This is a genomic window from Winogradskyella sp. (assembly GCF_013213835.1).
Lineage (GTDB): Bacteria > Bacteroidota > Bacteroidia > Flavobacteriales > Flavobacteriaceae > Winogradskyella.
This window is the reverse complement of record NZ_JABSSU010000008.1, coordinates 135,473-161,314: the sequence shown is the minus strand read 5'-3', so window position 1 is coordinate 161,314 and position 25,842 is coordinate 135,473. Positions and strand designations below refer to the sequence as shown.

Genomic DNA, 25,842 nt, shown 5'->3' with positions numbered 1-25,842 from the left:
AGCTCGTCAACCCATCAAAATCTATCTTTTCAATGAGCTCAATTATTGTGAGTTACATCCTATTTATAGTTGTGTGAACTATAAATTATGAAGAAACTATTACTATCCACAATTGTTGTTTTTATTGTTTTTACTTACTCTGGTTTTTCGCAATGTGCGGCATTTAACACTATTGCTTGCACCGAGGATGCACCAACGATAGTCGGTAACTCTATAACTTGCACTCCACCTTTAAATGATGCTGGTAGACGAAACTTTAGGGTAAATAATATGCTTGCTGGTGCCACTTATAGAATTTCTAATTGCGGCTCTGGTCAGGATACTCAAATGACAATAAGAACTTTAGCAGGTGGATTTGAAGCATTCAATGATAATAACGGACCTGCCTGTACCGGAACAGCTGCATCAATTGATTTTACACCAACAGCAGATGGCGATTACAGAATTCAACTAAACAGGTCTAATTGTCAATCCTCTGGTTTTTTGTCTAACGGCAACATTGAAGTTACCTTATTATCTGATCCGCCACTACCTCCAGGAGTTTATGGCGTTACTCTAAATTGCCCAGGTGAGGCTAGCCAACCATTAGTATCTAGTTTAGAATGCGATAGTTCTACAAGCATAGGCAATACAATTAATGGTAACCTGAATGCTTCTACCGATAGTGTTGCTTTACAACCTCAAATATTTATTTCTAGCGGTGATCCGTGCGCTTTTGATGCTACAGATACCGCAAATTATGCATCTCTTGATTTTACTGTAGATGCAACTGGCGAATATGTCTTCTCAATGGATGAACCTGTACCCTATTTTGATGCAATGGGATATATTTATGAGACCGACTCTGGTTTTGTACCTGGAGTTTGTTCCGCAGGTTGGGTAGCAGGTTCTGATGATGACGGACCAGATTTAAATCCAGAATTGACCGTTGACTTGGTAGCTGGTGTAAATTATACATTGGTTACGACTAAATATTCATTTTCAAGCACCACACATACCGGACCCTTTACTTGGAATGTTAGTGGTCCACCTGGCAATACAGAATGGTACACCTCTGAAACTGGTGGAACATCAATAGGTAGCGGATCATCGTTTGATCCTGTAGGAGTTACTGGCTCACCACTTTCGGATACAAATACGCCAGGAATTTACACTTTTTGGGGAGCGTGTACTAGTAATCCAAACGTTAGATATCAGGCAGATTATGTTATAGGCAAAGTATGGAATGGAGCATCAGGCAGTACTGATTGGGATATTGATGATAATTGGACACCAAGTGGCGTCCCAGACGATACCAATTGTATTTACATACCTAATACATCTGGTAATAACCCAACATTTTACAGTAATTTAGATGCTGTTGGTTATAGTCTCTACATTGCAAATGGTGCAGAATTAACTCAAGAAACTAATTCTACCTTAACCATTACCAATAGTGTTACTGTTGAATCTGGTGCAACGTATCACATTGATGACAGTGCTAGCCTTATTCAAATAGATGATGTTGCCAATACCATTAATGGCAGTTTTACAATGAATCGTACTGCCAATATTAGAATAAGCGATTATGTTTACTGGTCTTCTCCGGTTAGTGCTTTTAATATTGAAAACGTCTCACCGCTTACACCAAACGGATTTAAATATCAATGGATTCCTACCTTGTTTCAAGGAATTACACCTTTTGGAAATATGCTTTTTGGAGAATGGCAAGGCTATAATAATGGAGCGATGACAGTTGCAAAAGGGTATGCAGTAAGAGGACCTTCTGGTCATACTACAACGCCTTCTGATTATACAGCAACATTTAGTGGAACCCCAAATAATGGCACAATTGTTTTTCCAATAGAACGCGGAACACATACTGGTGGCGCTTATTTTTACCAACCAATTGTAGGAGGAGATTTATTAGAAGTCACTAATAATGATGACAACTGGAATCTCGTTGGAAACCCATATCCTTCAGCAATAAATGCCATAGATTTTTTATCTAGTCCGAGCAACACTAATATTTCTGGAAGTATATACTTATGGACCCATGGCACAGAGGTTGGGACTGCAAATCCAGATCCATTTTATGATGATTTTCTCTATAATTATAATTCTGCAGATTACATAGTATATAACCTCAGTGGTTCATCAACTCCTGCAGGTTTCAATGGAAATATTGGTGCAGGACAAGGATTTTTTGTTCTCATGACAGATGATGCATCTACTAATGAGACAATTACCTTTGACAATTCTATGAGAGATAGTACCCATGATAATGACCAGTTTTATAGAGATAATACAAACACAACTAATAACTCGGATGAAGAAGGTATTGCACATAGAATTTGGCTAGATTTTATTAGTCCTGCCGGTAGTACAAACACAACACTTGTCGCCTACGTTGATGGGGCTACAAATGATGATGACAGACTATATGACGCCGCTGCAGCATCTGGTAATGGTCTAGATTTATACACTTTTATTAATGACCAGAGTTATTTAATACAAGGACGCCAGACTCCTTTTGACAGTGCAGATAGCGTTCCTATTGGAATGAATATTTCTGAGCAAGGCATACAAACCATAGCCATTAATACCTTGGAGGGTATTTTTGACAATTCAGATCAGGATATATATATTGAAGACCTTGAACAAGGCATCATTCATAATATTAAAAATAGTCCATACTCCTTTACTAGTGCTATTGGTGAAATCAATGATAGATTCATTCTGCGCTACACAAATACCACATTAAGTGAGGATGATTTTAACGTGTTAAATAGCATTAAAGTTTTTGAATCTAGAGAAACTCTACATGTAACGTCTGAGAATGAATTGCTGCGATCGATAGAGATTTTTGATGTTATTGGTAGACAATTATTTTTTGAAAGTGCTGTGAATATGAATACTTTCACAGTTACAGGTATGCGTCCACAAAAGCAAACACTACTTATAAAAGTAGTATTAGAAAATAATGCTCAAAAAACGTTCAAAATTATTTTTTAAAAAAATAAATAAAGTTCCAAAATGCTCTTTTTTGAAGGAAGTTCAAATCCCCTTCATTCTGATAAGCCTCTCGTTCAAAAGACATATTTCTATAGGCAACTTTTCTGGATTTATACTGAATTAACCTTACCAAGAATTCAATTCCATAAATGATAAAAAACGGAACAATTAACAACTCTAATTGCTGTCTGAGATGAATCTTTTCATGATTTATTAAAACATTGTTTCTTTTTAATGTTTCACTCTTTAAAAACATGAAAGGAAAAACAGTAAGTCCAACAAAACCTCTCGGCACTAAATATTTTGAAATTATAAGCACTATTCTATAGAAAGCAAAAATCAATCCAAATTAAGCTATCTTTGTAATATGATGAAGAAATATGTCCCAATAGAAGAAGGAGATTACTATTTAACACCTGAAGGCTATCGCTGTTTTACAGAGCAATATCATCTAAAACGCGGTTATTGCTGTGAAAGCGGATGCAGACATTGCCCATATGGTTTCGATAAAGAAAAACTTAAAAAGAAGTAATGCAAACAACTCAACTGTCATTTAAAGACCAAATATTACAAGGTATCCCTAATGAATTACCACAACCTAAGGTGTATGATTCCAACATTAATCACGCGCCTAAACGAAAAGATATTTTATCGATTGAAGAAAAAAAGTTAGCGTTACAAAATGCACTACGTTACTTCGACAAAAAGCATCACTCAATACTTCTACCAGAATTTAAAGAAGAACTAGACACTTATGGTCGCATATATATGTATCGCTTTAGACCAGACTATAAAATGTATGCACGACCTATAGATGAATATCCTGCAAAATCTAAACAGGCTGCTGCGATAATGTTGATGATTCAGAATAATTTAGATTATGCTGTAGCGCAACATCCGCATGAGTTAATTACTTATGGTGGTAATGGAGCTGTATTTTCAAATTGGGCTCAATATTTAATAACCATGAAATATTTAGCAGAGATGAATAATGAGCAAACTCTGGTAATGTATTCTGGTCATCCATTGGGTTTATTTCCTTCACATGAAAACGCACCAAGGGTTGTAGTCACTAATGGTATGATGATTCCTAATTATTCAAAACCGGACGATTGGGAAAAATTTAATGCACTTGGAGTAACTCAATATGGACAAATGACTGCTGGAAGCTACATGTATATTGGGCCGCAAGGTATTGTTCATGGCACTACAATTACTGTTCTAAATGGATTTAGAAAAATAAAGAAAGAACCAAAAGGTAACGTATTTGTTACGTCTGGATTAGGTGGTATGTCTGGCGCGCAACCAAAAGCTGGAAATATTGCTGGCTGTATTACCGTTTGTGCAGAAGTAAATCCTAAAATCACTCAAATACGCTTAGATCAAGGCTGGATTGACGAAAAAATCACTGATTTAGATGAATTAGTTTCAAGAGTTAAAAAAGCTAAAGCTGAAAAAGAAATCATTTCTATTGCTTACCTAGGCAATATTGTTGAAGTTTGGGAAAAATTTGATGAAGCTAATATTAAGATAGACTTAGGAAGTGACCAAACCTCACTTCACAATCCTTGGGCTGGTGGTTACTATCCTGTCGGACTATCTTTTGAAGAATCTAACGATTTAATGGCTAATCAACCGGAATTGTTCAAAGAAAAAGTCCAAGAGAGTTTAAGGCGTCATGCTAAAGCTATTAACAAACATACGGCAAATGGCACTTATTTCTTTGATTATGGAAACGCCTTCTTACTTGAAGCCTCCCGAGCCGGTGCCCATGTTATGGCAGAAAATCCGACTATCGGAAGAGAGTTTAAATATCCTAGTTATGTTCAAGATATTATGGGACCAATGTGTTTTGACTATGGATTTGGCCCATTTCGCTGGGTTTGCTGTTCTGGTAAACCTGAAGACCTGGCCAAAACCGATGCGATTGCCTGTGAGGTCTTAGAAGAGATAATGAAGAATTCACCTTCTGAAATTCAACAGCAAATGGCCGATAATATTCAATGGATAAAGGGAGCTCAAGAAAACAAATTAGTCGTAGGTTCACAAGCCAGAATCTTATACGCTGATGCTGAAGGGAGAATGAAGATTGCTAAAGCTTTTAACGATGCTATTGAAAGAGGTGAAATAGGATATGTTGTTTTAGGACGTGATCACCACGATGTCTCTGGAACCGATTCACCATACCGTGAAACTTCAAATATTTACGATGGTTCTCGTTTTACAGCAGATATGGCGATTCATAACGTTATTGGTGATAGTTTTCGAGGCGCAACATGGGTTAGTATTCACAATGGTGGAGGTGTTGGTTGGGGAGAAGTAATGAATGGTGGTTTCGGCATGGTTATTGATGGTAGTAAAGAAGCTAAAAAACGCTTAAAATCAATGCTTTTCTGGGATGTAAACAACGGAATATCTCGACGAAATTGGGCACGAAATGAAGGAGCTACCTTCGCAATTAAACGTGCAATGGAAGTTGAGCCTAATCTAAAAGTCACCATCCCAAATATTGTTGATCACGACCTATTAGAAACCATTTAAAAAAAAGCAATATGAAAAATTTAATTAAAATCGCACCTATTCTTTTGTTTGCTGTATTATTAACATCATGTAGTTCTGTGAGAGTTGCTGCAGATTATGACAGAGAAACAAATTTTGACCAATACAAAACCTTTGCTTTTTTTAAGCCAGGAATTGATAAAGCCGAAATTAGTGATATCGATAAACGAAGAATTTTAAGAGCTATCGAAGCTGAATTATTAGCGAAAGGAATGACTAAATCTGAGAATCCAGACATGCTAATTAGTATATTCACTAAGTCAAATCAACGTGTTAATGTCTATAACAATGCCTGGGGCGCTGGTGCCTGGGGTTGGGGAGGCTTCGGTGGTTGGGGCTGGGGTTGGGGACCTGGTTTTGGCTGGGGAGGCAACCAAGTTTCTACGAGAACTGAAGGTATGCTATTTATAGACTTCATAGACACTAACAAAAAAGAATTAATCTGGCAAGGATCTGGAACGGGTTACCTTGTTACTCGAAATGTTGATAAAAAAGAAGCTAGGATAAAAGAGTTTGTGGCCAAAACCATGGAGCAATTTCCACCAACAGAATAGAAATAAAAAATTATTTAATTTCAAAAGCATCAGTTTAACTGATGCTTTTTTGGTTTACAGCCTTTTATTAGGCATTAAAACTAAATACTATATCTTTGCCGACTTTCAAAAGCACAATATTATGATTTTAGGTCAAACCACTCGAAAAAACTTCACACAGAACCCTAAGAACGATATTTTATCAGGTTTAACAGTTGCACTTGCATTAGTACCAGAAGCAGTCGCCTTTGCCTTTATAGCAGAAGTACCACCAATAGTAGGACTTTATGGTGCTTTTATGATGGGAATTGTGACTGCACTTTTTGGTGGTCGCCCTGGCATGATTTCTGGAGCTACTGGAGCTATGGCTGTTGTTATGGTGCATCTTATAAAAAAAGGAAATGATGTTGGCCTAGCCTTAGACACACCAATAGATAATCTTGGACTCCAATGGTTATTCATCACCTTATTGATTGTTGGTGGTATTCAAATACTGGCTGGATTATTCAAACTTGGAAAATTTGTACGTTTAATTCCACATCCTGTAATGATGGGATTTGTAAATGGTTTAGCTATTGTAATCTTCATGGCTCAACTCGGTCTTTTTAAAGAACTCGTAAATGGTGAATTACAATACATGAGCGGGACAAGCTTATATACTATGCTTGGTCTAGTAGCCTTAACTATGGGAATAATGTATGGATTACCAAAATTGACCAAAAAAATTCCAGCTGCATTAATTGCGATAATTGTTGTTGCATGTATAACTATTTTTGGAGATATCGATGTAAGTACTGTTGGGTCTTTCATTGCTGATCGCGGTGGAAAAGAAGGTATAAAAGGCACATTACCAACTTTTCAAGATCAAATATTTGGATTGTTTGGCACATTAGATGGTCATTTACTAAGTACTATTTTGCCTACTGCATTTATTCTTGCAGCAGTTGGACTTATAGAATCTTTAATGACCTTGAACCTTGTTGATGAAATTACTGAAACTCGAGGAAACGGAAATCGTGAATGTATCGCTCAAGGTGGAGCAAATATATTGAATGGATTATTTGGCGGAATGGGCGGATGCGCAATGATTGGTCAATCTATCATTAATGTAGATTCTGGCGGACGTGGACGTTTATCTGGTGCTGTTGCAGCTATTGCCTTATTATGCTTTGTTTTATTTGGCGCACCATTAATTGAACAAATACCAATTGCCGCATTGGTAGGTGTAATGTTTATGGTAGTCATAGGAACTTTCGCTTGGAGTAGCTTTAGAATTCTCAGAAAAATACCATTAGCTGACGCCTTTGTTTTAATTGCAGTTTCTGCCATTACGGTTTGGAAAGATTTAGCTGTTGCAGTTATTGCTGGTGTTATTATTTCTGCACTTGTATTTGCCTGGAAGAATGCAACAATGATTAGAGCTCGTAAACGTATGCAATCTGATGGCACAAAAACATATGAAATTTGGGGACCACTCTTTTTTGGTTCTATTCAAAATTTTAACGCAAAGTTTGATGTGAAAAACGACCCAGAAAAAGTAGAAATAGATTTTATTGAATCTCGTGTAACCGATCATTCTGCACTTGAAGCTATCTTTAATTTAGTAAACAAGTATGAAGCTGAAGGAAAGTCAATAAAACTAAAACATCTAAGTGAAGATTGTAAAATACTTTTACGTAAAGCCAACCCTAAGTTTGATGAAGTCATTGTAGAAGATATTGATGATCCAAGATATCATCTTGCAGAAAATCCGGAAGAGTTTACGAAACCACTTTCTGAATATAATCTATAATAAAAAGCGACTCTTATGAGTCGCTTTTTATTTAATATGCTAATATCTCTTCTATTTTAATTTTTACTTTTTCTGTTGAAGGTATCATGGTTTGTTCTAAAGTAGAATTTAAAGGAATTGCAGGCATATTTTCACTTCCGATTGTCATAACTGGTGCATCTAAAAATTTAAAACATTCTTCTTGAATTTTACCTGCTAATGCTCTTGCAAAACTATTGTTTGAAGGCTCTTCGGTAACGACTAAACATTTTCCTGTTTTCTTTACAGATTTCATAATCGTGTCTTCATCTAAAGGAAACAATGTTCGTAAATCGATAATTTCAATTTGATTACGCATTCCTAATTCACCAGAAGCATTATAAGCCCAATGCACTCCCATTCCGTAAGTAACAATGGTTAGAGTTTCAACATCTTCTTGTTTCCAGATCTCTTGTAATAACCAAGCTTTTCCTAATGGCAATATATAATTATCGGAAGGTTCTATTGAAGTTGCTCCATCTGTACCTTTTACCTTAGACCAATACAAGCCCTTATGCTCTAAAATCACCACAGGATTTGGGTCGTGATAAGCCGCTTTCATAATCCCTTTTAAATCTGCGCCATTGCTAGGGTAAGCAATTTTTATACCTCTAATATTGGTAATCACACTTTCAACCGAAGAAGAATGGTATGGACCACCACTTCCATAAGCTCCAATTGGCACACGAAGAATCATACTTACAGGCCATTTTCCATTTGACAAATAACAACTTCTACTTACCTCAGTAAATAATTGATTTAATCCTGGCCAAATGTAATCTGCAAACTGAACCTCAACAATTGGCTTTAAACCAACTGCACTCATTCCTACTGTAGACCCAACAATAAATGCTTCTTGAATTGGTGTATTAAACACACGATCGTCACCAAACTTTTGAGCCAAAGTTGCTGCTTCTCTAAACACTCCACCAAGTCTTCCACCAACATCCTGTCCATACAACAAGCATTTTTTTTCTTCTCTCATCAACTCTTCAATAGCGTGCAAAGCACAATCAACCATTACAACACGCTCACCATCTTTAGGTTCGCGCTCTCCTACTTCATCAGTAATTGTTGTTGGAACAAAATCGTGAGTAAATAAATCTCCAGGTTTTGGGTCTTCGGCTTTTAAAGCCTCTTCAAAATCTGATTGTACTTTTTCTTTAGCAGAATGCTCTATTGCTTCAACATCTTTTTCTGAAAAACCATTGTCTAAAAGTTGTTGTTTTAAAACTGGATAAGGATCACGAGAACGTGCTTCGTCTAAATCGTCTCTATACCATTCCATTCGAACCCCAGAGGTATGATGATTTAATAACGGAACTCTAGCGTGCACTAGAAAAGGGCGACGTTCTTTTCTAATCGTAGCAATTACCTTTTCTATGGCTTCATAACTATCAATAAAGTTTGCACCATCAATACTTATAGCTTCTAACCCATGAAATCCTGCTGCATATTCAGCTGCATTTTGCGCTCTAGTTTCTGCTTCATTTGCAGAAATATCCCAACCGTTATCTTGCACCAAATACAAAATTGGCATTTGTTTTAAAGCTGCCATTTGAAATGCTTCTGCAATTTCCCCTTCGGTTACTGATGCATCACCTAAGGAACATACTGTTATTGGGTTTTGAGACGTTCCGGCTGCGCTCAACGTAACATTTGAATTTTCAAGATATTGTTTTTCTAGATATTGCATTCCCATTGCAACACCTGTAGCTGGAATGGCTTGCATACCTGTTGCTGAAGATTGATGTGGAATTTTAACCTTATCTGCATCTTTTAAACTTGGATGCGAATAATAGGTTCTTCCACCAGAAAATGGGTCATCTCTTTTTGCCAACAATTGCAACATCAAATCATAAGGTTGTAACCCGAAAGCAAGCAACATAGCATCATCTCTGTAATACGGAAATGCATAATCTTGTGGTAATAATTGCATACCCAAAGCTGTTTGAATTGCTTCGTGACCACGTGATGTTGCGTGAACATATTTTGATACTTGCTTGAAGTTATCTTCATACAATTCTGCCATTGCTTTTGCTGTGCAGAGATTCAAAAATCCTTTTTCTAATATTTCTTTTTTCATATGTCTTCTCATGAAAATGGAATCATTTAATATTCCAGTCTATTACTTCAGATTCCTGCTTTCGCAGGAATGACAGTCTTGCTATTCCGGACCCAGCGTTAGGGATTGAGGCTTTGTTGAAGCTCATTTTTTGGCATTTCGAATGCCTCAATGACCAAAAAATAGCGACTGCCGAAAGCCCGACCACAATACTATTGTAGTAACGCCCAATATTTTCTACGCTAACTCTTTTCTTGTCTTCAACATCCAATTAAACCTATCTTCAAGTTTCCCTGTTTTTATGGCGTTTAAAGTATCGTTAATCTCTATACCTACTGGACTTTCATCTGAAACATGAATTACTTGACCTTCTAACCCAATCTCTTGAATGTATGCGATACCAACTGCTGTACCTGCTCCAAAAGCTTCTTCTAACTCTCCATTTTGTGAGGCTTGCTTAATTTCATTTAATGTAATTAAGCGTTCGGTTACATTAAAGCCTTTGTCTCTTAATATATCAATAACGCTTTTTCTAGTAATACCATCTAAAACAGACCCGTCTAATTTTGGTGTAATGAATTCACCATTAATCTTGAAAAAGATATTCATGGTGCCTACTTCTTGAATGTATTTATGCTCAGCAGCATCTAACCATAATACTTGGTCGTAACCTTTTGCCTTTGCAAGCTCAGTTGGTCTTATTGCAGCAGCGTAATTACCAGCTGCTTTTGCTTCACCTGTTCCACCATGTGCAGCTCTGATAAATTGTTTTTCTGCCCATAACTTTATGCGCTTGCTAAAAAATGGACCTGCTGGTGATGCCATTATAATAAATTTGTAATGGGTTGCTGCGCGCATTCCTATAAAAGGTTCATCAGCATACATAAAAGGTCTTAAATACAACGCGCTTCCTTCTTTAGGCGGAATCCAATTATGTTCTAAACTTACGAGTTCTTTTAAACCTTCTACAAATAATCCTTCTGGAAAATGTGGCATACCCATTCGGTCAGCACTTTTGTTTAAGCGCTTTGCATTTTGGTCTGGTCTAAATAACATTGGTTCACCATTCTCATTTTTATAAGCCTTCATACCTTCGAATATGGCCTGACCATAATGTAATGCCATTGCTGCTGGATGCGTTGGTATCATACCCATAGGAACTATTCTAGGATTTACCCATTGACCATTTTCATAATCGGAAATAAACATATGATCTGTAAAGGTTGTACCTAATGGAATATTGTCAAAATCTAATTGGTCTACATTAGACCTTTCTACTTTGGTTGTTGTTATTTTGTAACTCATAATTCTTATCATTCCTGCGAAAGCAGGAATCTCATTTACATTATTTATTTAAAAGATTCCTGCCTTCGCAGGAATGACAGTACACTAAATTTCTCTATCTACATCAAACTGCTCAAAGTAATCCGCAACTCTGCGTACAAAACTTCCTCCTAAAAATCCATCAACCACACGATGGTCAAAAGACAAGGACAAATACATCATACTTCTAATTGCTATTTCATCACCATTTTCAGTTTCAATAACTTCTGGACGTTTTTTTATAATTCCTAAAGCTAGAATCGCTACTTCTGGCTGATTGATAATTGGTGTTCCCATAACACTTCCAAATGTTCCAACGTTTGAAATTGTAAAGGTGCTTCCTTGTATATCGTCTGCTTGTAATTTATTTTCTCGCGCTTTATTTGCTAATGCATTAACATCTGCAGCTAATTCTTTTAGATTTTTAGTGTTCGCATTTTTAACCACAGGAACAATTAAATTTCCGCTAGGCAACGCTGTTGCCATACCAACATTTATATCTTCTTTTATGATGATATTTTTACCATCAACTGAAGCATTGATATTTGGAAAATCTTTAATTGCCTTTGCTACGGCCTCAACAAAAAGTGGTGTAAACGTTAATCGTTCTCCATATTTTTCTTGAAATGATTTTTTATTTTCATTTCTCCATTGTACCATATTTGTCAAATCCGCCTCAACATAAGCAGTTACGTGTGGTGACGTATGTTTAGAATACACCATATGATCGGCAATCATTTGTCGCATTCTGTCCATTTCTACAATTCTACCTTTTCCTTTATCTAGATTTAATTGCGGAATTCTGTAAGCTGTTGGGTCTTGCACAACTGGTTGTGCAAACTTGTATGGTCTGCCTTCTTCAATATATTGAAAAACATCACTTTTACGTAATCTTCCTTCGTGACCTGTTGCTGGTATTCGAGCTAATTCTTCAAAACTTATGTGATGCTGTTTTGCTATTTCAATTACTAAAGGTGAAAAGAATTGGTTTGAGTTAGAAACTGAAAAAGACTGAGATTCCTTCACTTCATTAGGAATGACAGCACGCTTTTTTGTTTTCTTTTTCAAAGATTGAGATTCCTTCTCTTGGTTCGGAATGACAGAGGATTTTTGTGTTGAACTTGAAGTCTTTCCATCTGCTTTTATAATAGCAACGGTATCGCCAATTTTTATAACTTCATTAGCCTCAAAACATATTTCTTCTATTATTCCTGAAACATTGGATGGCACTTCAGAATCTACTTTATCTGTAGCAACTTCAAGAAGCATCTCATCTTCTTCAATATAATCACCTACATTTTTAAACCAAGTAATTATGGCTGCTTCTGTTATACTTTCGCCTAGCTTAGGCATTTTAAATTCAACTCTAGACATTATAATGAACTAATGTTTGTTAGTTTATTTTTTTAAAAAATCACGAAGTGTTTTATAAACATCTTTCTGCATTTTCATATGCTTTGGAACCTCACGCAAAGGTTCCACTTCTTTCAAACTGTTATGACAGTCTTGAGGTAATTGTTGGTACAATTGCGTACCTTTTGTTTTCCAAGCAATCATGTCATCACTAACTTCTTTTACAATTTTTGCTGGATTACCAACGACTAAACTTCGAGGTGGAATTTTTGTCTCTGCTTTTACAAATGTCATTGCTCCAACAATTGATTCGTCTCCAATTTCAGCATCATCCATAATAACAGAGTTCATTCCTATTAAACAATTTCTTCCAAGGTTTGCTCCGTGAATTATTGCACCGTGACCAATGTGCGCGCTTTCTTTTAACACAATTGACTTGCCAGGAAACATATGTACAGTGCAATTCTCTTGAACATTAACTCCATCTTCGAGAATGATTTGTCCCCAATCTCCACGAATAGCTGCTCCAGGACCAATGTAACAATGCTTGCCAATAATGACATTTCCTGTGACAGCTGCCAAAGGATGCACGAAGCTAGTTTCGTGAACAACTGGTATGTATCCTTGAAATTCGTATATCATTGATAGTTGTGAGATTTTAGTTTTGAGTATTGAGATTTGACTCACATCTATTATCTCAATACTCTGTACTTCTATTTAAATCGTTTTAATGTTTCTTTTGTAAACTCACTTAATACCAAACGACCACTAATTGCAGCCCGTTCAGCTAAAAGCGTATCCCAATCTTCTGTTCCTTTCCAAAACATTGTTTTCATTTCTTTCATTGCTTCTGGATTGTATGTACATAAGTTCTCAGCAAATGACCTTACAGATTCATCTAACTCTTCAGTTGTATCGTAAACTTGTGTAAATAAGCCTTTCTGCTTTGCCCAATCTGGCGAATAGAATGTATTTGAATCTATTGCAATTTGAGACATTCCGCTAAGACCTAATTTGCGTTCTACTGCTGGTCCCACAACAAATGGCCCAATACCAACATTAAGCTCACTCAGTTTAATTGCTGCAAACTTTGTTGCCATACAGTAATCTGTTGCAGAGGCTAATCCTACTCCACCACCAACGGTCTTTCCTTGAACGCGTCCAATGATAAATTTTGGACATTTACGCATGGCGTTAATTACGTTTGCAAATCCTGAAAAGAACACTTTCCCAGTTGCTTCGTCATTAATATTTATAAGCTCTTTAAAGCTTGCGCCAGCACAAAATGTTCTGTCTCCTCCACTTTTTAAAACAATAACTTTAATGGCATCGTTTTGTCCAGCTTCAGCTATTGTGTTGGCTAGTTTTGCTAAAATATCTCCTGGTAAGGAGTTATGAGCAGGATGAAAAAACTCTATGTATCCTACTTGGTTATCTATGGTTTGTTTTACGTATGGTTGTGTCATAATTTTAAATATTAGTAGTGAGACAATAGTATTGAGATGTCTTCATACTCAATATCATATCCATATTCTTATAAAAGTCCAAATTGTTCAAAATGATGATTAAAATGTTTTCGATGGAATAGATTCCATTCGTATTTGTTCAACTCGCCAAAAACTATATTTGTAAGCTTTGCTTCTGAATATTTCTTGAAGAATTCGATGTAATTATCATAAGCCTCTAACAAGTTTTGTTTTGCTTCCTCTAAACTATTATAACTCAAAGTCTCCAATTCCTTTTCTAATTGTTTAGGTGCTGGATGTTCCTTTGGCATCTTCTTATAGTTGTATAAAGTAGCGTGAACTTTTTCTAGTATTTTTTCTGGTGTGGCAATTTCATTTACTTCAATCTCACCTGAAGAAATTCTTACTGAATATTCTAAGTGTTCTACCATATGCTGTGCAGACATTGTTCCCCAAAGCGGTTTTGAATCTTCACTTAATTTGCTCAAGCAATTTTCAATTGAAGCTTTATTAATTTCAACAAAAGTTTTCTGTTTCTTTTGAACCATAGTGAGAATGGTTGCCACTGCAACTAAAGGACTATCTTTTGGTCCTTTTTCACTTTCTGGTCTATCTTCAAAATTAGCATCAAACACCTCAACGTGCCATTTTACAATTCCGCTAGGATGCTCTGTACTTGCCACATCTCTATCTACTTTTTCTTTACAAGTTAATCGCACATAAATGGTATCGTTGTGATACAATGGTCTTAAAAACCTGATACTATCTAAACCATAATTTGCAGCTACTGGACCTTTATTCGGATACACAAATAATCCTGCTGCGGCTGAAATAATGAAATAACCGTGAGCAGTTCTTTTTTCGAAAATACTCCCATCTAAAGATGTAATATCTGTATGTGCATAAAAATGGTCCCAAGTCAGATTTGCAAAATTTACAATATCTGAATCTGTAATCGTTCGCTTATGCGTTTTAAGAGACATTCCTGGTTGAATATCTTCCCAATGGTATTGAAATGGATGCTTCTCAGCTTCTTTGTATTTTGCATTTTGCTGATATACACCTGTAATCTCGGTTATAGTTGATGGTGAACCTTGAATAGCTGTACGCTGTAAATAGTGTTTTATACCACGCATTCCACCCATTTCTTCACCTCCACCAGCTCTTCCTGGTCCACCGTGTACCAAATAAGGTAAAGGTGAACCATGACCGGTACTTTCCTTAGAACTTTCTCTATTAAGCACCAAAATTCGTCCGTGATGACTAGCTGCATTTACAACATAATCTCTAGCGATATTATCATCATTAGTCACAATTGAAGATACCAGCGAGCCTTTACCCATTTGCGCTAATGTTACTGCTTCATACAATGTTTTGTAAGGCATAATTGTACTTACAGGACCGAAAGCTTCACGTTCGTGAATGACTGTATTCTGAAACGGATTGTCTGCTCTCAATAAAATTGGACTTATGAAAGCACCTTTTTTTGCATCTGCTCCAACTGTATCTATCTTATCTAAATTTCCATAAACAATTTGCGCTTCTTTAGCTAAATCATTTACCGAATCTCTAACCGCTTCAACTTGTTGTTTACTGACTAAAGCTCCCATTCTAACTTCTTTCAGTCTTGGGTCACCTATAGTCACTTTATCAAGCGCTTTTCCTAATGCTATTTGAACATCTTCGACTAAATTTTCAGGAACAATGATTCGACGTATTGCGGTACATTTTTGACCAGCTTTTACTGTCATTTCTTTTCGAACTTCTTTGATAAACAAATCAAATTCTGGTGTTCCTGGAACAGCGTCTTCACCAAGAACTGAAGCGTTTAAGGAATCTGCTTCAGTTGTAAATGGAACCGATTCTTGAATTAATCTTGGATGTGCTTTTAATAATCTTCCGGTTGCCGCTGAACCTGTAAACGTCACCACATCTTGAGATTCGACTGTATCTAGAATTGTTTTAACCGTTCCGTTAATGATTTGCAATGCGCCTTCTGGTAAAATTCTAGATTCTATAATTGTTCTAGTCACTGCTTCTGCCAAATATGATGATGAAGGTGCTGGAAGCACAACAGCAGGCATTCCTGCCATCCAATTTACAGCACACTTTTCTAACATTCCCCAAACTGGAAAGTTGAAAGCGTTAATATGAACAGCAACTCCCTTTTTTGGTACCATAATGTGATGCGCCATAAATCGTCCACCTCTTGATAAATCTATTGGGTCGCCTTCGACGTGAAACGGTTGATTTGGAAATAATTTCCTTAATGAGGCATTTGCAAAAAGGTTTCCGAAGCCACCTTCTATGTCAATCCAACTATCAAGTTTTGTTGCTCCAGTTCTATAGCTTAGTTCATAAAAAGCATCTTTTCTTTTCGTTAGATATAATGCTAACTTCTTTAGTATATTACCACGCTCTTGAAAGGTCATTTTACGAAGCACTTCTCCACCGGTTGTTCTGCCATATTGAAGAATCTCTGGAATATTTAATCCTTCTGTAGCTACTGAAGCGAAAGCTTCGCCTGTAACTGCATCAAGGATTGGCTGACCTTCTTCAGTTCCTGTTGTCCAGTTTCCAGTTACATAGTGCTCAATTTTTCTCATATCTTATTCTTTTTATGTTCATTTTGTCTTGAAACAAAACGAACCAAAAATTCAAGTTGAAATGAGGAATTTTTCAATCTTGTTTCTCAGATTGAAAACCAAAACTAAAATCTAAATTTCTTCCAAGGGTTCAGAAATTCTTAACGATTTGATTTTTATATTCTACATTTCAACATTTATTTCAATGCTTCGCATTGATTTGGTTTAACATCTAAAAGCGAAGCGGTATTGTATCTTGTTTTTATCCTACTCTTTCTATAATTGCAGCATATCCTTGTCCGACGCCAATACACATCGTAATTAAGGCATAACGCTTTTGTTGTTGGTGTAATTCTAATGCTGCTGAATATGCAATTCTTGTTCCTGTGACACCAAGTGGATGACCGATAGCGATTGAACCGCCATTTGGATTTACCCGTATGTCATCGTCCGCTAAACCTAATGCTCTTATACAAGCTAGAGCTTGAGCTGCAAATGCTTCATTAAGTTCAATAACATCAATATCATCTAATGTTAAGCCTGCTCTCGCTAAAGCTTTTTTAGAAGCTTCAACTGGTCCAATTCCCATAATTCTTGGTTCTACTCCTACTACTGATGAGCTAACGATACGAGCTACAGGTTTTAGACCATACTTTTTTACTGCCTCTTCAGAAGCAATTATTGTTGCTGCTGCTCCGTCATTTAATCCTGAAGAATTTCCTGCTGTCACACTTCCATCTTTTTTAAAAGCTGCTCTTAGTTTACCTAAAACTTCTAAACTCGTATTTGGTTTCACAAATTCGTCTTTTGAAAAGACAATTGGATCTTTCTTTCTCTGAGGAATTTCAACCGAAATTATTTCTTTTGCTAACCTTCCATTTTCTTGAGCTTTGGAAGCTTTCATTTGAGACCAATATGCAAATTGGTCTTGGTCTGCTCTTGAAATGGCATACTTATCCACTAAGTTTTCAGCAGTATTTCCCATTCCGTCCGTACCATACATTTCTTGCATTTTAGGGTTTACAAAGCGCCATCCAAAAGTGGAATCATATAACTTAGAATCACCTCCAAACGCACTTGAAGGTTTTGCCATAACGTATGGTCCACGTGTCATATTTTCGACTCCACCAGAAATAAACACATCGCCATCACCAGATTTGATTGCCCTGTTTGCGTGAATAATTGCCGACAATCCTGAACTACATAAACGATTTACCGTTTCGCCTGGAACAGTATATGGTAATCCTGCTAATAATGATGCCATTCGTGCAACATTCCTATTATCCTCTCCTGCCTGATTAGCACAACCTAAAATAACATCATCATAAGCCTCTTTAGGTATGCTAGGATTTCTTTTAACTAATTCCTGAATAACCAACGCAGCCAAATCATCCGTTCTAACGGATGAAAGTGTTCCTTTGTAATTTCCTATTGGTGTTCTTACACCATCTATAATATATGCTTCTATCATATTAAAATTTCTATAAAAGTAGGTCTTACATTATTCCATACTTTTTAATCTTCCCAATCTTTGTTAGTTCTGTAAACTACTCCTTTAAAAAGAGCAACTAATTGTTCCCCTTTCTTCACTTCAACAATGTTAAAACCTACTTTTATTTTCTGTAAATTAACCGTCGATTCTGCCGTGATATAATCGTTTTCTTCCAGAGCTTCTATATGGTTTATACTGGACTCAATTGACACTGCATATTTGCCATGTGTATTTGCTGTAAAACCAAATGCTGTATCCGCCAACGAATATGTTATTCCACCATGGGTTTTAAACATACTATTGAGCATATCCTTTCTAATCCTCATTCCAAGCTTACATCTTCCAACTTCTGATTCTAAAATTTCTATGCCTAGCCATTGACTGAACGCGTCTTGGCTTAGCATTTTATATGGAATTAGTTCTCCTTTCATATTTACAATTTGTCACTTCCAGTGATTTTTGAAATAAAATGTATCGAGAAGTCTCGCTTGTTCTCCATACGCTTCGCACTGGGACTGACGCTAATTAAAAAACGTTTTGTTCTCTAGTTTCATTTTGCGTAATAACGGTGAACATCTGTATCTATCTTCGTGATATACATTATATAATTCGTCCATCATATTCACACACCAAGCAATGCCTTTTTCATCTGCCCAAGCCAGTAAACCTTTTGGATAATTTACGCCTTTGGTCATTGCGTTATCTATATCTTCTGCTGATGCTATATTTAGAAACAATGCGTCTGCTGCTTCATTAATGAGCATTACTAAAACACGATTGAAGATTTGCTCTTTTATATTCTCTGTGTTTTGAGATTCAATCGCTTCGTCTGGAATTATAATTCGTCCACTTTGGTCGTAATCGTAGTAGCCTTTTCCTGTCTTTCTACCTAAAAATCCAGCTTCGGATAAGCGTTTTTGGGTAAAAGATGGTTTATATCTTGAATCAAAATAAAATGCCGTAAACACAGTTTCGGTTACTGTATAATTCACATCATTACCTATAAAATCCATTAACTCAAATGGCCCCATTCTGAAACCTCCTAATATTTTTAGGCTATAATCAATTGTTTGAAAATCAGCTAATCCTTCTTCATATATTCGTAATGCTTCACCATAAAATGGTCTTGCAACTCTATTGACTATAAATCCTGGTGTATCTTTTGCTACAGCAACGACTTTCTTCCATTCGGAAATGGTTGCAACAGATTTATCTAACACTTTTTTTGATGTTTGGATAGCTGGAATCACTTCAACCAACTTCATTAATGGTGCTGGATTAAAAAAATGAATTCCTATACAACGATCCGGTTTTTGAAGTGATGAAGCTATTGATGCTATTGATAAACTTGATGTGTTTGATGCTATGATACAATCTTCTGAAACATAAGTTTCTAGTTCTGAAAATACGTTTTGTTTGATTTCAAGGTTTTCAATAATAGCTTCAATAGTAAGATTGGAATCTCCTAAATCCTTTAAATTATCGACATAAGAGATATTAGATTGAATTCTACTCTTTTCAACTTCATCAATTCTCCCTTTTTCAACTAATCGAGATAATATTTTTTCTAATGCTGATTTCGCTCTGTCTAATGCAGCTTGGTTGGTATCGTAAAGTTTTACTTTACAACTTGCTGTTGCTGCTACTTGAGCAATTCCGCTGCCCATTGTTCCAGAACCTATGATTCCTATGTTCATTATTATTTACCTTTAAAAGTTGGCCTTCTTTTCTCAATAAAGGCGGCAACACCTTCGGCATAATCTTCAGTTTCTGAGGCTTCTATTTGATATTTTGATTCTAGTGTTAATTGTTCCTCCAAATCATTTGTCATGGATTTGTTGAAGGCTTTTTTTATGAGACCAAGAGCTTTTGTAGGCATATTAGCTAGTTTTAGTGCTAACTTATTAATCACCTCCTCGAACTCATCGGCTGGAACTTGCTTGTATATCATTCCCATTTTTTCTGCTTCTTCAGCTGATACTTTATCTCCTAGCATAGATAGAGCTAGTGCTTTTTGAAATCCTATTAACCTTGGTAAAAAGAATGTACCAGCACTATCAGGAATCAATCCAATTTTGCTAAAGGCTTGAATAAAACTTGCATTGTCCTTTGCCACTACTACATCACATGCCAAAGCTATGTTAGCGCCAGCACCAGCTGCCACACCATTAACAGCAGCAATGATTGGCTTTTCAATTGTTCTTATTCTTGAAATAATTGGGTTATAATGATTATCAAGAATGCTTTTCAATCCCGGATTAATTTCTGGAGTAGTAATCTCAACAATGTCTTGTCCTGCACAAAATGCTTTTCCGCTTCCTTCAATTACAATGGCTCTTACTTCTACGCTATTTCTGCAGTAATCTAAGGCATCTTGCATTGCTATGGCCATTTCTTTGTTAAAGCTATTAAAAACGTCTGGTCTATTAAGCTTAATATAACCTACACCATCTTTGATATCTAATAAAATACTTTTGCTCATATATTCTTCGAGTAATTGAATATGTTTTAATTCAAGTTTATTTTAAGCATTTGAAATAATCGAATGGTTCGTGACAGTCATTGCACTGAAATTGTGCTTTACATGCTGTTGAACCAAATTGACTAACCATTCTAGTATTTGTTGATCCGCAATTAGTACATTTTACTAATTGCTTACCATTTAATAACACCTCTTTATCTGCTTCAGCTTCTAATGGCGCTGCAATCCCATAATCTTCAAGTGCTCTTCTCCCTCTTGGTGTTATCCAATCGGTTGTCCAAGCAGGATGCAAAATCAAATCTACTTCTGTATTATATCCTGCATTTTTCATAGCGCTTTTTATATCGTCTCCAATAACATCCATTGCTGGACAGCCACTATATGTTGGTGTAATTTCAACCTTTACAATTTCATTTATCACTTTCGCAGAACGTACAACTCCCATATCCATAATGGATAATACTGGAATTTCGGGATCAGAGACTTTTTCCAAAATTGGAATTAAAATGTCTTCTATGTTTTGTTCTGTTGTCATCGCATTATGAGATTTCTGCTTTCGCTGGAAAATGTTACCATTCCATATTAGGATAGGTGCGTTGCATGTATTGTAAATCTGCCAACAAATACCCTAAATGTTCTGTATGAATGCCTTGCTTACCTCCTTTATGGAAATATTTGCTTTCTGGAACTATTAAACCTGCTTCTTCTAAAACTTCCGACACATAATTGTAATAGTCATCTTTGAGCTTTGTTACATCCACTCCAACACTTTCTTCAACCATTACCTTGTCTGCGTCTGTTTGATGAAACAACTCATCTGTATACATCCAAAGATCATTAATAGCTTCTTGCATTTTTGCTTTACTCTCATCTGTTCCATCGCCTAGCCGCTTTACCCAATCTGACGAAAAGCGTTCATGATAACTCACTTCCTTAATGCTCTTATTTGCTATTGCAGAAAGTGTTAAATCTGCGCTTTTTTGTAACTCTTTTAAGAAGCTTAAATGATACGCATCAAATAAAAACTGCCTTCCAATGGTGTAAGCAAAATTTGTATTTGGTTGCTCTACCAATAATACATTTTTGTATTCTCTCTCTTTTCTTAGCATGGCAATATCATCTTCAGTCCTTCCATCTCCTGCTATTTTAGCTGCGTACTGAAAATAACTGCGTACTTGCCCAAATAAATCAAGTGAAATATTTGTTCCAGCAATATCTGTTTCTAAAGTAGGACCATGACCACAAAGCTCACCAAGCCTCTGCCCAAGAATAAGGCTATTGTCCGCTATACCTAGAATATAATTATATAAATTTGAATTCATTTTGAAATTGAAATTAAACTTGATTGAGAGTCCTGCTTTCGAAGGAAAATTACATGTGTTTTACATCATCAGGCACATCATAAAATGTTGGATGACGATATACTTTATCTTGAGCAGGTTCAAATAATTCACCATTATTTTCTGGATTTGACGCCGTGATATGTTTTGACTCAACAACCCAAATACTCACACCTTCGTTTCTACGTGTATAAACATCCCTTGCATTTTCTAACGCCATTTCGGCATCTGCGGCGTGAAGACTTCCGAAGTGCCTGTGTTCTAATCCGTTTTTACTTCTGACGAAGATTTCCCAAAGAGGCCAATTTTTTGATGACATATTATTAGTGTTGAGATGTTAGCATTTAGTATTGAGAATAATCTAGAGTCTCATTACTTAAAACTGACATCCTAATTAAACTGCTTGCTTTTCTTTTCGCTTTTGTTTCTTTTCTGCATGAGCCATTGCCGCTTCTCTAACCCATTCACCACGTTCCCAAGCACCAACTCTAGCCTTCATTCTTTCTTTATTCATTGGTCCATGACCTTTGACTACTTGCCAAAACTCTTCCCAATCTATTTCTCCGAAATCGTAACTCTGACGTTCTTCATTCCACTTTAAGTCTTTATCTGGAACCGTAAGTCCTAAGACATCTGCTTGAGGAACGGTTTGATCAATAAATTGCTGACGTAATTCATCATTTGTTTTACGCTTTAATTTCCACTTCATCGATTGTTCTGTATGCACCGATTTGTCATCTGTTGGACCTAACATCATTAAACTAGGCCACCACCATCTATTAAGAGCATCTTGCGCCATTTCTTTCTGTTCTGGTGTGCCGTTACAAAGTTTTAGCATAATCTCAAACCCTTGTCTTTGGTGAAAGCTTTCTTCTTTACACACACGAATCATTGCCCTTGCATAAGGACCATAAGATGTATTACAAAGTGGTACTTGATTAATAATTGCAGCCCCATCAACAAGCCACCCAATAGCTCCCATATCAGCCCAAGTTAATGCTGGATAGTTAAAGATGCTTGAATATTTAGCTTTTCCGGTGTGTAATTGTTCATACAATTCATCCCTCGACACACCTAAAGTTTCGCATGCACTGTAAAGGTATAGTCCATGACCAGCTTCATCCTGTACTTTTGCCAATAAAGCGACTTTACGTCTTAATGAAGGAGCTCTTGTTATCCAATTGCCTTCTGGCAACATTCCAACAATCTCTGAATGCGCATGCTGAGAAATTTGTCGTATGTGAGTTTTACGATACTTTTCTGGCATCCAATCTTTCGGTTCAATTTTCTCATCGTTTGCAATGCGCTCATTAAAATGTCTTTCTAAACTTTTAATCTGTTCTTCACTCATAATCCTTAACTTTTAACTATTTGCTTATGCCAAATAGCTTGTGATATTTATTCTTCTTTTTCAATATATTTTATAACCCTTCAACTTGGGTTTGTAATATCTTTTTCCTTAAACGTCAAAATCAACAACTACTTTATCGCTTGTTGGTACAGCCTGACAACTTAGTACTAGATTTTGAGAAACTTCTTTTTCATCTAAAGCATAATTGATCTTCATCTCTACTTCACCATCTTTAACTTCGCATTTACAAGTACTACAAACACCACCTTTACAAGCAAAAGGTAAATCTGCACCTGCACCTAAGGCGGCATCCAAAATATTATCGTACTCTTTTGTCATTGTAAATACAAACTCCTTTCCTCCATCTAAAACTGTTACTTCAATACCTTCAACGTTTTGTTTAGACAGTCTATCAGCTCTTTTAATATCTTCCTCTGATAACCCACTTACAAACAGTTCGTAATGCACTAAATCTTTAGATAAACCTTTCGCTATCAAATACTCGCTCACATAATTTACCATTTGTTCTGGTCCGCAAAGAAAAACTTCGTTGGTATCTGGAATGTCAATAAAAGTCCTACATAGTATTTGCATTTTATCATCGTCAAAACGACCATTAAACAATTCTATATCTCTTCTTTCTTGAGTTAAAAAATAGTAGATTTCTAACCTTCCGAAGTATTTATTGCGCAACTGTTCTAACTCTTCCTTAAAGATAATTGATTTTGCAGTCTTATTGACATAAAATAATTTACAGGTAGATTGCTGTTCTTGTGCTAAATGTGACTTTATCATAGATATTACTGGAGTAATACCACTTCCTGCGGCAAAAAACAGATAGTTCTTAGCATTTTCTGAATTCGTGTCAATACCAAAATTTCCACTTGGTGGCATTACTTCCAAATCATCACCTTTTCTTAAAAAAGTATTGACATAGGTAGAAAATTTACCTTCGGGTATTTGTTTCACCGCTACTTGCCATTTATTTTCTAGAGGACTTGAACACAATGAATATGATCTTCTCACGTCTTCACCATTAATGATGGCTTTTAAAGTTAAATGCTGCCCTTGTCTAAACTTAAATTGGTCTTGCAAGTTATCTGGTACATTCAAAGTAATTACAGATGTGTCTGATGTTTCTTTATGAATATCTTCTACCTCTATATTGTAAAATTCTGCCATAGCCTACGAAAACGTTATCGAAAAACTTAAAAATAAAAACTAACAATCGTTAGTTTAGGTAACAAAGTTAAAAAAATAAATCTAAACTATTTGTTAATTCCTTCTATTAGAATTTCACTAAGATGAAGGGCAAGGTCACTAGAACTCACATCTTCTTTATTTGGAAGCCATAAATACAAAGACCTTAAAGTGGATAGCATGGAAAACATGATAACCTCAGGATTCTTTGACTTTATTTCTAAATTTTTTACACCTTCCTTAATGATTACCAAAAAATTCTGTTCGTAATCATTACGCAATTTTAAATAATACTCTAATTGATCTTCTAAATGCATCCAATCTGTATTTAAAGAAGCCATACCATTAGTATTAGCTGAAGCAATAGTCACATGAAGCTGAACAATTTTTTTTAATTTTTCGATACTAGATTTTTCGGAACGAATAACCTTATTCATCCCTTCAGTAAATTCTTCTGCAAGAGAAATAATTATAGTTTGTAAAATATCTTGTTTTGAAGTTATATGATTGTATAAACTTGCAGCTTTTATGCCCATTTCTGCAGCTAGATCTCGCATTGTAACGGCGCTATAACCCTTTTCTTTAAATAATTGAGCCGCTACTCTTACTATTTCTTCTTTGCGTGTCTCTAGTTTTCTCAAAGCTTGAAGTCTATTGATTTAAATTGTTCAATATTTGAAATAGGTGATTGGTTATACTGCAATTCCCAACCCAGAGAATTGGTAAGTATAAAAAATTTAGATAATTCACTTATTAGCCTATTTTCTGCATTGGATTTTAAATCTGACTGTTCTACCTTTTTGGCTATTGAAGACTTAACTGTTTCTGCTATTTTATTATAATCTTCAGGTTCAAAAGGATTTAAAAAATCAGAATCCATATCGTAGTACTCCAACTCTGGACTTATCTTTATTTCTTCTTTAGGAATATTTTTTATTCTCAAAACCTTACTCTCACTATCTATATCAAACTCAATTTTACTTAAGTCATAAGCAACTGTAACATCAGCATTGACAATAACCACTGCTTTTTTATTAGGATTGTACCAATTATTAAACATGGATTTAGATTGTTGATATGTAATAACTTCACTAAAATGTCCTTCAGTAACTACCAATTTACCAACATTATTAATCTGCTCTTGTATTAAAGCTGAGTTCTCTTGGATAGAAATCTTGGTATTGTTTTGATCTCCGCAATATTTGAAAGTAAATAGGATTATTAATGCAATAACTACACCAAATAAAATTTTTCGCATAAAGCTAAGTTAATCAGAAATAAGATAAAAA

General features: G+C 35.8%; 22 protein-coding genes. 5 read left to right on the top strand and 17 right to left on the bottom strand.

Going from position 1 to position 25,842, the window contains the following annotated elements:
• Positions 1–87: 87 nt before the first annotated feature.
• The 5 genes from HRU50_RS13205 (at position 88) to HRU50_RS13180 (ending at position 7,878) form a co-directional block, all read left to right on the top strand.
• Positions 88–2,994 (top strand): T9SS sorting signal type C domain-containing protein, encoded by a 2,907-nt coding sequence (locus HRU50_RS13205; RefSeq protein WP_296351565.1) that lies wholly within the window; start codon positions 88–90, stop codon positions 2,992–2,994.
• A gap of 370 nt (positions 2,995–3,364) precedes the next feature.
• The gene (locus HRU50_RS13195) at positions 3,365–3,526 is read left to right on the top strand and encodes a DUF5522 domain-containing protein (protein ID WP_296351600.1); all 162 of its coding nucleotides are present in this window, start codon (positions 3,365–3,367) and stop codon (positions 3,524–3,526) included.
• A 14-nt stretch (positions 3,527–3,540) separates the two neighbouring features.
• Positions 3,541–5,535, top strand: coding sequence for a urocanate hydratase (locus tag HRU50_RS13190; protein WP_296351599.1), 1,995 nt, complete (start codon positions 3,541–3,543; stop codon positions 5,533–5,535).
• 11 nt (positions 5,536–5,546) lie between these two features.
• A complete protein-coding gene (locus HRU50_RS13185; protein ID WP_296351564.1) occupies positions 5,547–6,107 on the top strand; it encodes a DUF4136 domain-containing protein in 561 nt (186 codons plus the stop codon).
• 121 nt (positions 6,108–6,228) lie between these two features.
• The gene (locus HRU50_RS13180) at positions 6,229–7,878 is read left to right on the top strand and encodes a SulP family inorganic anion transporter (protein WP_296351563.1); all 1,650 of its coding nucleotides are present in this window, start codon (positions 6,229–6,231) and stop codon (positions 7,876–7,878) included.
• 31 nt (positions 7,879–7,909) lie between these two features.
• On the opposite strand, the gene HRU50_RS13175 is transcribed toward HRU50_RS13180, so the two are convergent.
• The 17 genes from HRU50_RS13175 to HRU50_RS13095 all read right to left on the bottom strand — a co-directional run bounded on the left by HRU50_RS13175 (position 7,910) and on the right by HRU50_RS13095 (position 25,811).
• The gene (locus HRU50_RS13175; RefSeq protein WP_296351562.1) at positions 7,910–9,982 is read right to left on the bottom strand and encodes a thiamine pyrophosphate-dependent enzyme; all 2,073 of its coding nucleotides are present in this window, start codon (positions 9,980–9,982) and stop codon (positions 7,910–7,912) included.
• Between the two features lie 216 nt (positions 9,983–10,198).
• A complete protein-coding gene (locus tag HRU50_RS13170) occupies positions 10,199–11,266 on the bottom strand; it encodes a branched-chain amino acid aminotransferase (protein ID WP_296351561.1) in 1,068 nt (355 codons plus the stop codon).
• Between the two features lie 84 nt (positions 11,267–11,350).
• Positions 11,351–12,658, bottom strand: a complete 1,308-nt coding sequence (locus HRU50_RS13165) for a dihydrolipoamide acetyltransferase family protein (RefSeq protein WP_296351560.1) — start codon at positions 12,656–12,658, stop codon at positions 11,351–11,353.
• 24 nt (positions 12,659–12,682) lie between these two features.
• Positions 12,683–13,279, bottom strand: a complete 597-nt coding sequence (locus tag HRU50_RS13160) for a transferase hexapeptide repeat family protein (RefSeq protein WP_296351559.1) — start codon at positions 13,277–13,279, stop codon at positions 12,683–12,685.
• A 71-nt stretch (positions 13,280–13,350) separates the two neighbouring features.
• Entirely contained in the window at positions 13,351–14,103 is a 753-nt protein-coding gene (locus HRU50_RS13155; protein ID WP_296351558.1) for an enoyl-CoA hydratase/isomerase family protein, read from the bottom strand.
• A 68-nt stretch (positions 14,104–14,171) separates the two neighbouring features.
• A complete protein-coding gene (paaZ, locus tag HRU50_RS13150) occupies positions 14,172–16,709 on the bottom strand; it encodes a phenylacetic acid degradation bifunctional protein PaaZ (RefSeq protein WP_296351557.1) in 2,538 nt (845 codons plus the stop codon).
• Between the two features lie 241 nt (positions 16,710–16,950).
• A complete protein-coding gene (pcaF, locus tag HRU50_RS13145) occupies positions 16,951–18,159 on the bottom strand; it encodes a 3-oxoadipyl-CoA thiolase (RefSeq protein WP_296351556.1) in 1,209 nt (402 codons plus the stop codon).
• A gap of 44 nt (positions 18,160–18,203) precedes the next feature.
• The gene (locus HRU50_RS13140; protein WP_296351555.1) at positions 18,204–18,611 is read right to left on the bottom strand and encodes a hotdog fold thioesterase; all 408 of its coding nucleotides are present in this window, start codon (positions 18,609–18,611) and stop codon (positions 18,204–18,206) included.
• A gap of 90 nt (positions 18,612–18,701) precedes the next feature.
• Positions 18,702–19,877, bottom strand: coding sequence for a 3-hydroxyacyl-CoA dehydrogenase NAD-binding domain-containing protein (locus HRU50_RS13135; protein WP_296351554.1), 1,176 nt, complete (start codon positions 19,875–19,877; stop codon positions 18,702–18,704).
• 2 nt (positions 19,878–19,879) lie between these two features.
• Complete coding sequence (locus HRU50_RS13130) at positions 19,880–20,662, bottom strand: enoyl-CoA hydratase-related protein (protein WP_296351553.1); 783 nt, start codon at positions 20,660–20,662, stop codon at positions 19,880–19,882.
• Positions 20,663–20,699: 37 nt separating this feature from the next.
• The gene (paaD, locus tag HRU50_RS13125) at positions 20,700–21,197 is read right to left on the bottom strand and encodes a 1,2-phenylacetyl-CoA epoxidase subunit PaaD (protein WP_296351552.1); all 498 of its coding nucleotides are present in this window, start codon (positions 21,195–21,197) and stop codon (positions 20,700–20,702) included.
• Positions 21,198–21,231: 34 nt separating this feature from the next.
• Positions 21,232–21,984, bottom strand: coding sequence for a 1,2-phenylacetyl-CoA epoxidase subunit PaaC (paaC, locus tag HRU50_RS13120; protein ID WP_296351551.1), 753 nt, complete (start codon positions 21,982–21,984; stop codon positions 21,232–21,234).
• A gap of 49 nt (positions 21,985–22,033) precedes the next feature.
• Positions 22,034–22,321: a 1,2-phenylacetyl-CoA epoxidase subunit PaaB gene (gene paaB, locus HRU50_RS13115; RefSeq protein ID WP_296351550.1), complete on the bottom strand. Its 288-nt coding sequence runs from the start codon at positions 22,319–22,321 to the stop codon at positions 22,034–22,036.
• 75 nt (positions 22,322–22,396) lie between these two features.
• Positions 22,397–23,353 carry a 1,2-phenylacetyl-CoA epoxidase subunit PaaA gene (gene paaA, locus HRU50_RS13110; protein ID WP_296351549.1) on the bottom strand — a complete coding sequence of 319 codons (957 nt, stop codon included), beginning with the start codon at positions 23,351–23,353 and terminating at the stop codon, positions 22,397–22,399.
• 108 nt (positions 23,354–23,461) lie between these two features.
• Positions 23,462–24,535 carry a 2Fe-2S iron-sulfur cluster-binding protein gene (locus HRU50_RS13105; RefSeq protein ID WP_296351548.1) on the bottom strand — a complete coding sequence of 358 codons (1,074 nt, stop codon included), beginning with the start codon at positions 24,533–24,535 and terminating at the stop codon, positions 23,462–23,464.
• An 86-nt stretch (positions 24,536–24,621) separates the two neighbouring features.
• Complete coding sequence (locus HRU50_RS13100; protein WP_296351547.1) at positions 24,622–25,194, bottom strand: TetR/AcrR family transcriptional regulator; 573 nt, start codon at positions 25,192–25,194, stop codon at positions 24,622–24,624.
• Positions 25,191–25,811 carry a DUF4230 domain-containing protein gene (locus HRU50_RS13095; RefSeq protein WP_296351546.1) on the bottom strand — a complete coding sequence of 207 codons (621 nt, stop codon included), beginning with the start codon at positions 25,809–25,811 and terminating at the stop codon, positions 25,191–25,193. Before HRU50_RS13095 ends, HRU50_RS13100 begins: the two co-directional genes overlap by 4 nt.
• Positions 25,812–25,842: the final 31 nt, after the last annotated feature.

Coding starts and splice junctions, on each gene's coding strand:
- HRU50_RS13205 (WP_296351565.1), top strand. CDS start 88: ATGAAGAAACTATTACTATCCACAATTGTTGTTTTTATTGTTTTTACT.
- HRU50_RS13195 (WP_296351600.1), top strand. CDS start 3,365: ATGAAGAAATATGTCCCAATAGAAGAAGGAGATTACTATTTAACACCT.
- HRU50_RS13185 (WP_296351564.1), top strand. CDS start 5,547: ATGAAAAATTTAATTAAAATCGCACCTATTCTTTTGTTTGCTGTATTA.
- HRU50_RS13180 (WP_296351563.1), top strand. CDS start 6,229: ATGATTTTAGGTCAAACCACTCGAAAAAACTTCACACAGAACCCTAAG.
- HRU50_RS13175 (WP_296351562.1), bottom strand. CDS start 9,982: ATGAAAAAAGAAATATTAGAAAAAGGATTTTTGAATCTCTGCACAGCA.
- HRU50_RS13170 (WP_296351561.1), bottom strand. CDS start 11,266: ATGAGTTACAAAATAACAACAACCAAAGTAGAAAGGTCTAATGTAGAC.
- HRU50_RS13165 (WP_296351560.1), bottom strand. CDS start 12,658: ATGTCTAGAGTTGAATTTAAAATGCCTAAGCTAGGCGAAAGTATAACA.
- HRU50_RS13160 (WP_296351559.1), bottom strand. CDS start 13,279: ATGATATACGAATTTCAAGGATACATACCAGTTGTTCACGAAACTAGC.
- HRU50_RS13155 (WP_296351558.1), bottom strand. CDS start 14,103: ATGACACAACCATACGTAAAACAAACCATAGATAACCAAGTAGGATAC.
- paaZ (WP_296351557.1), bottom strand. CDS start 16,709: ATGAGAAAAATTGAGCACTATGTAACTGGAAACTGGACAACAGGAACT.
- pcaF (WP_296351556.1), bottom strand. CDS start 18,159: ATGATAGAAGCATATATTATAGATGGTGTAAGAACACCAATAGGAAAT.
- HRU50_RS13140 (WP_296351555.1), bottom strand. CDS start 18,611: ATGAAAGGAGAACTAATTCCATATAAAATGCTAAGCCAAGACGCGTTC.
- HRU50_RS13135 (WP_296351554.1), bottom strand. CDS start 19,877: ATGAACATAGGAATCATAGGTTCTGGAACAATGGGCAGCGGAATTGCT.
- HRU50_RS13130 (WP_296351553.1), bottom strand. CDS start 20,662: ATGAGCAAAAGTATTTTATTAGATATCAAAGATGGTGTAGGTTATATT.
- paaD (WP_296351552.1), bottom strand. CDS start 21,197: ATGACAACAGAACAAAACATAGAAGACATTTTAATTCCAATTTTGGAA.
- paaC (WP_296351551.1), bottom strand. CDS start 21,984: ATGAATTCAAATTTATATAATTATATTCTAGGTATAGCGGACAATAGC.
- paaB (WP_296351550.1), bottom strand. CDS start 22,321: ATGTCATCAAAAAATTGGCCTCTTTGGGAAATCTTCGTCAGAAGTAAA.
- paaA (WP_296351549.1), bottom strand. CDS start 23,353: ATGAGTGAAGAACAGATTAAAAGTTTAGAAAGACATTTTAATGAGCGC.
- HRU50_RS13105 (WP_296351548.1), bottom strand. CDS start 24,535: ATGGCAGAATTTTACAATATAGAGGTAGAAGATATTCATAAAGAAACA.
- HRU50_RS13095 (WP_296351546.1), bottom strand. CDS start 25,811: ATGCGAAAAATTTTATTTGGTGTAGTTATTGCATTAATAATCCTATTT.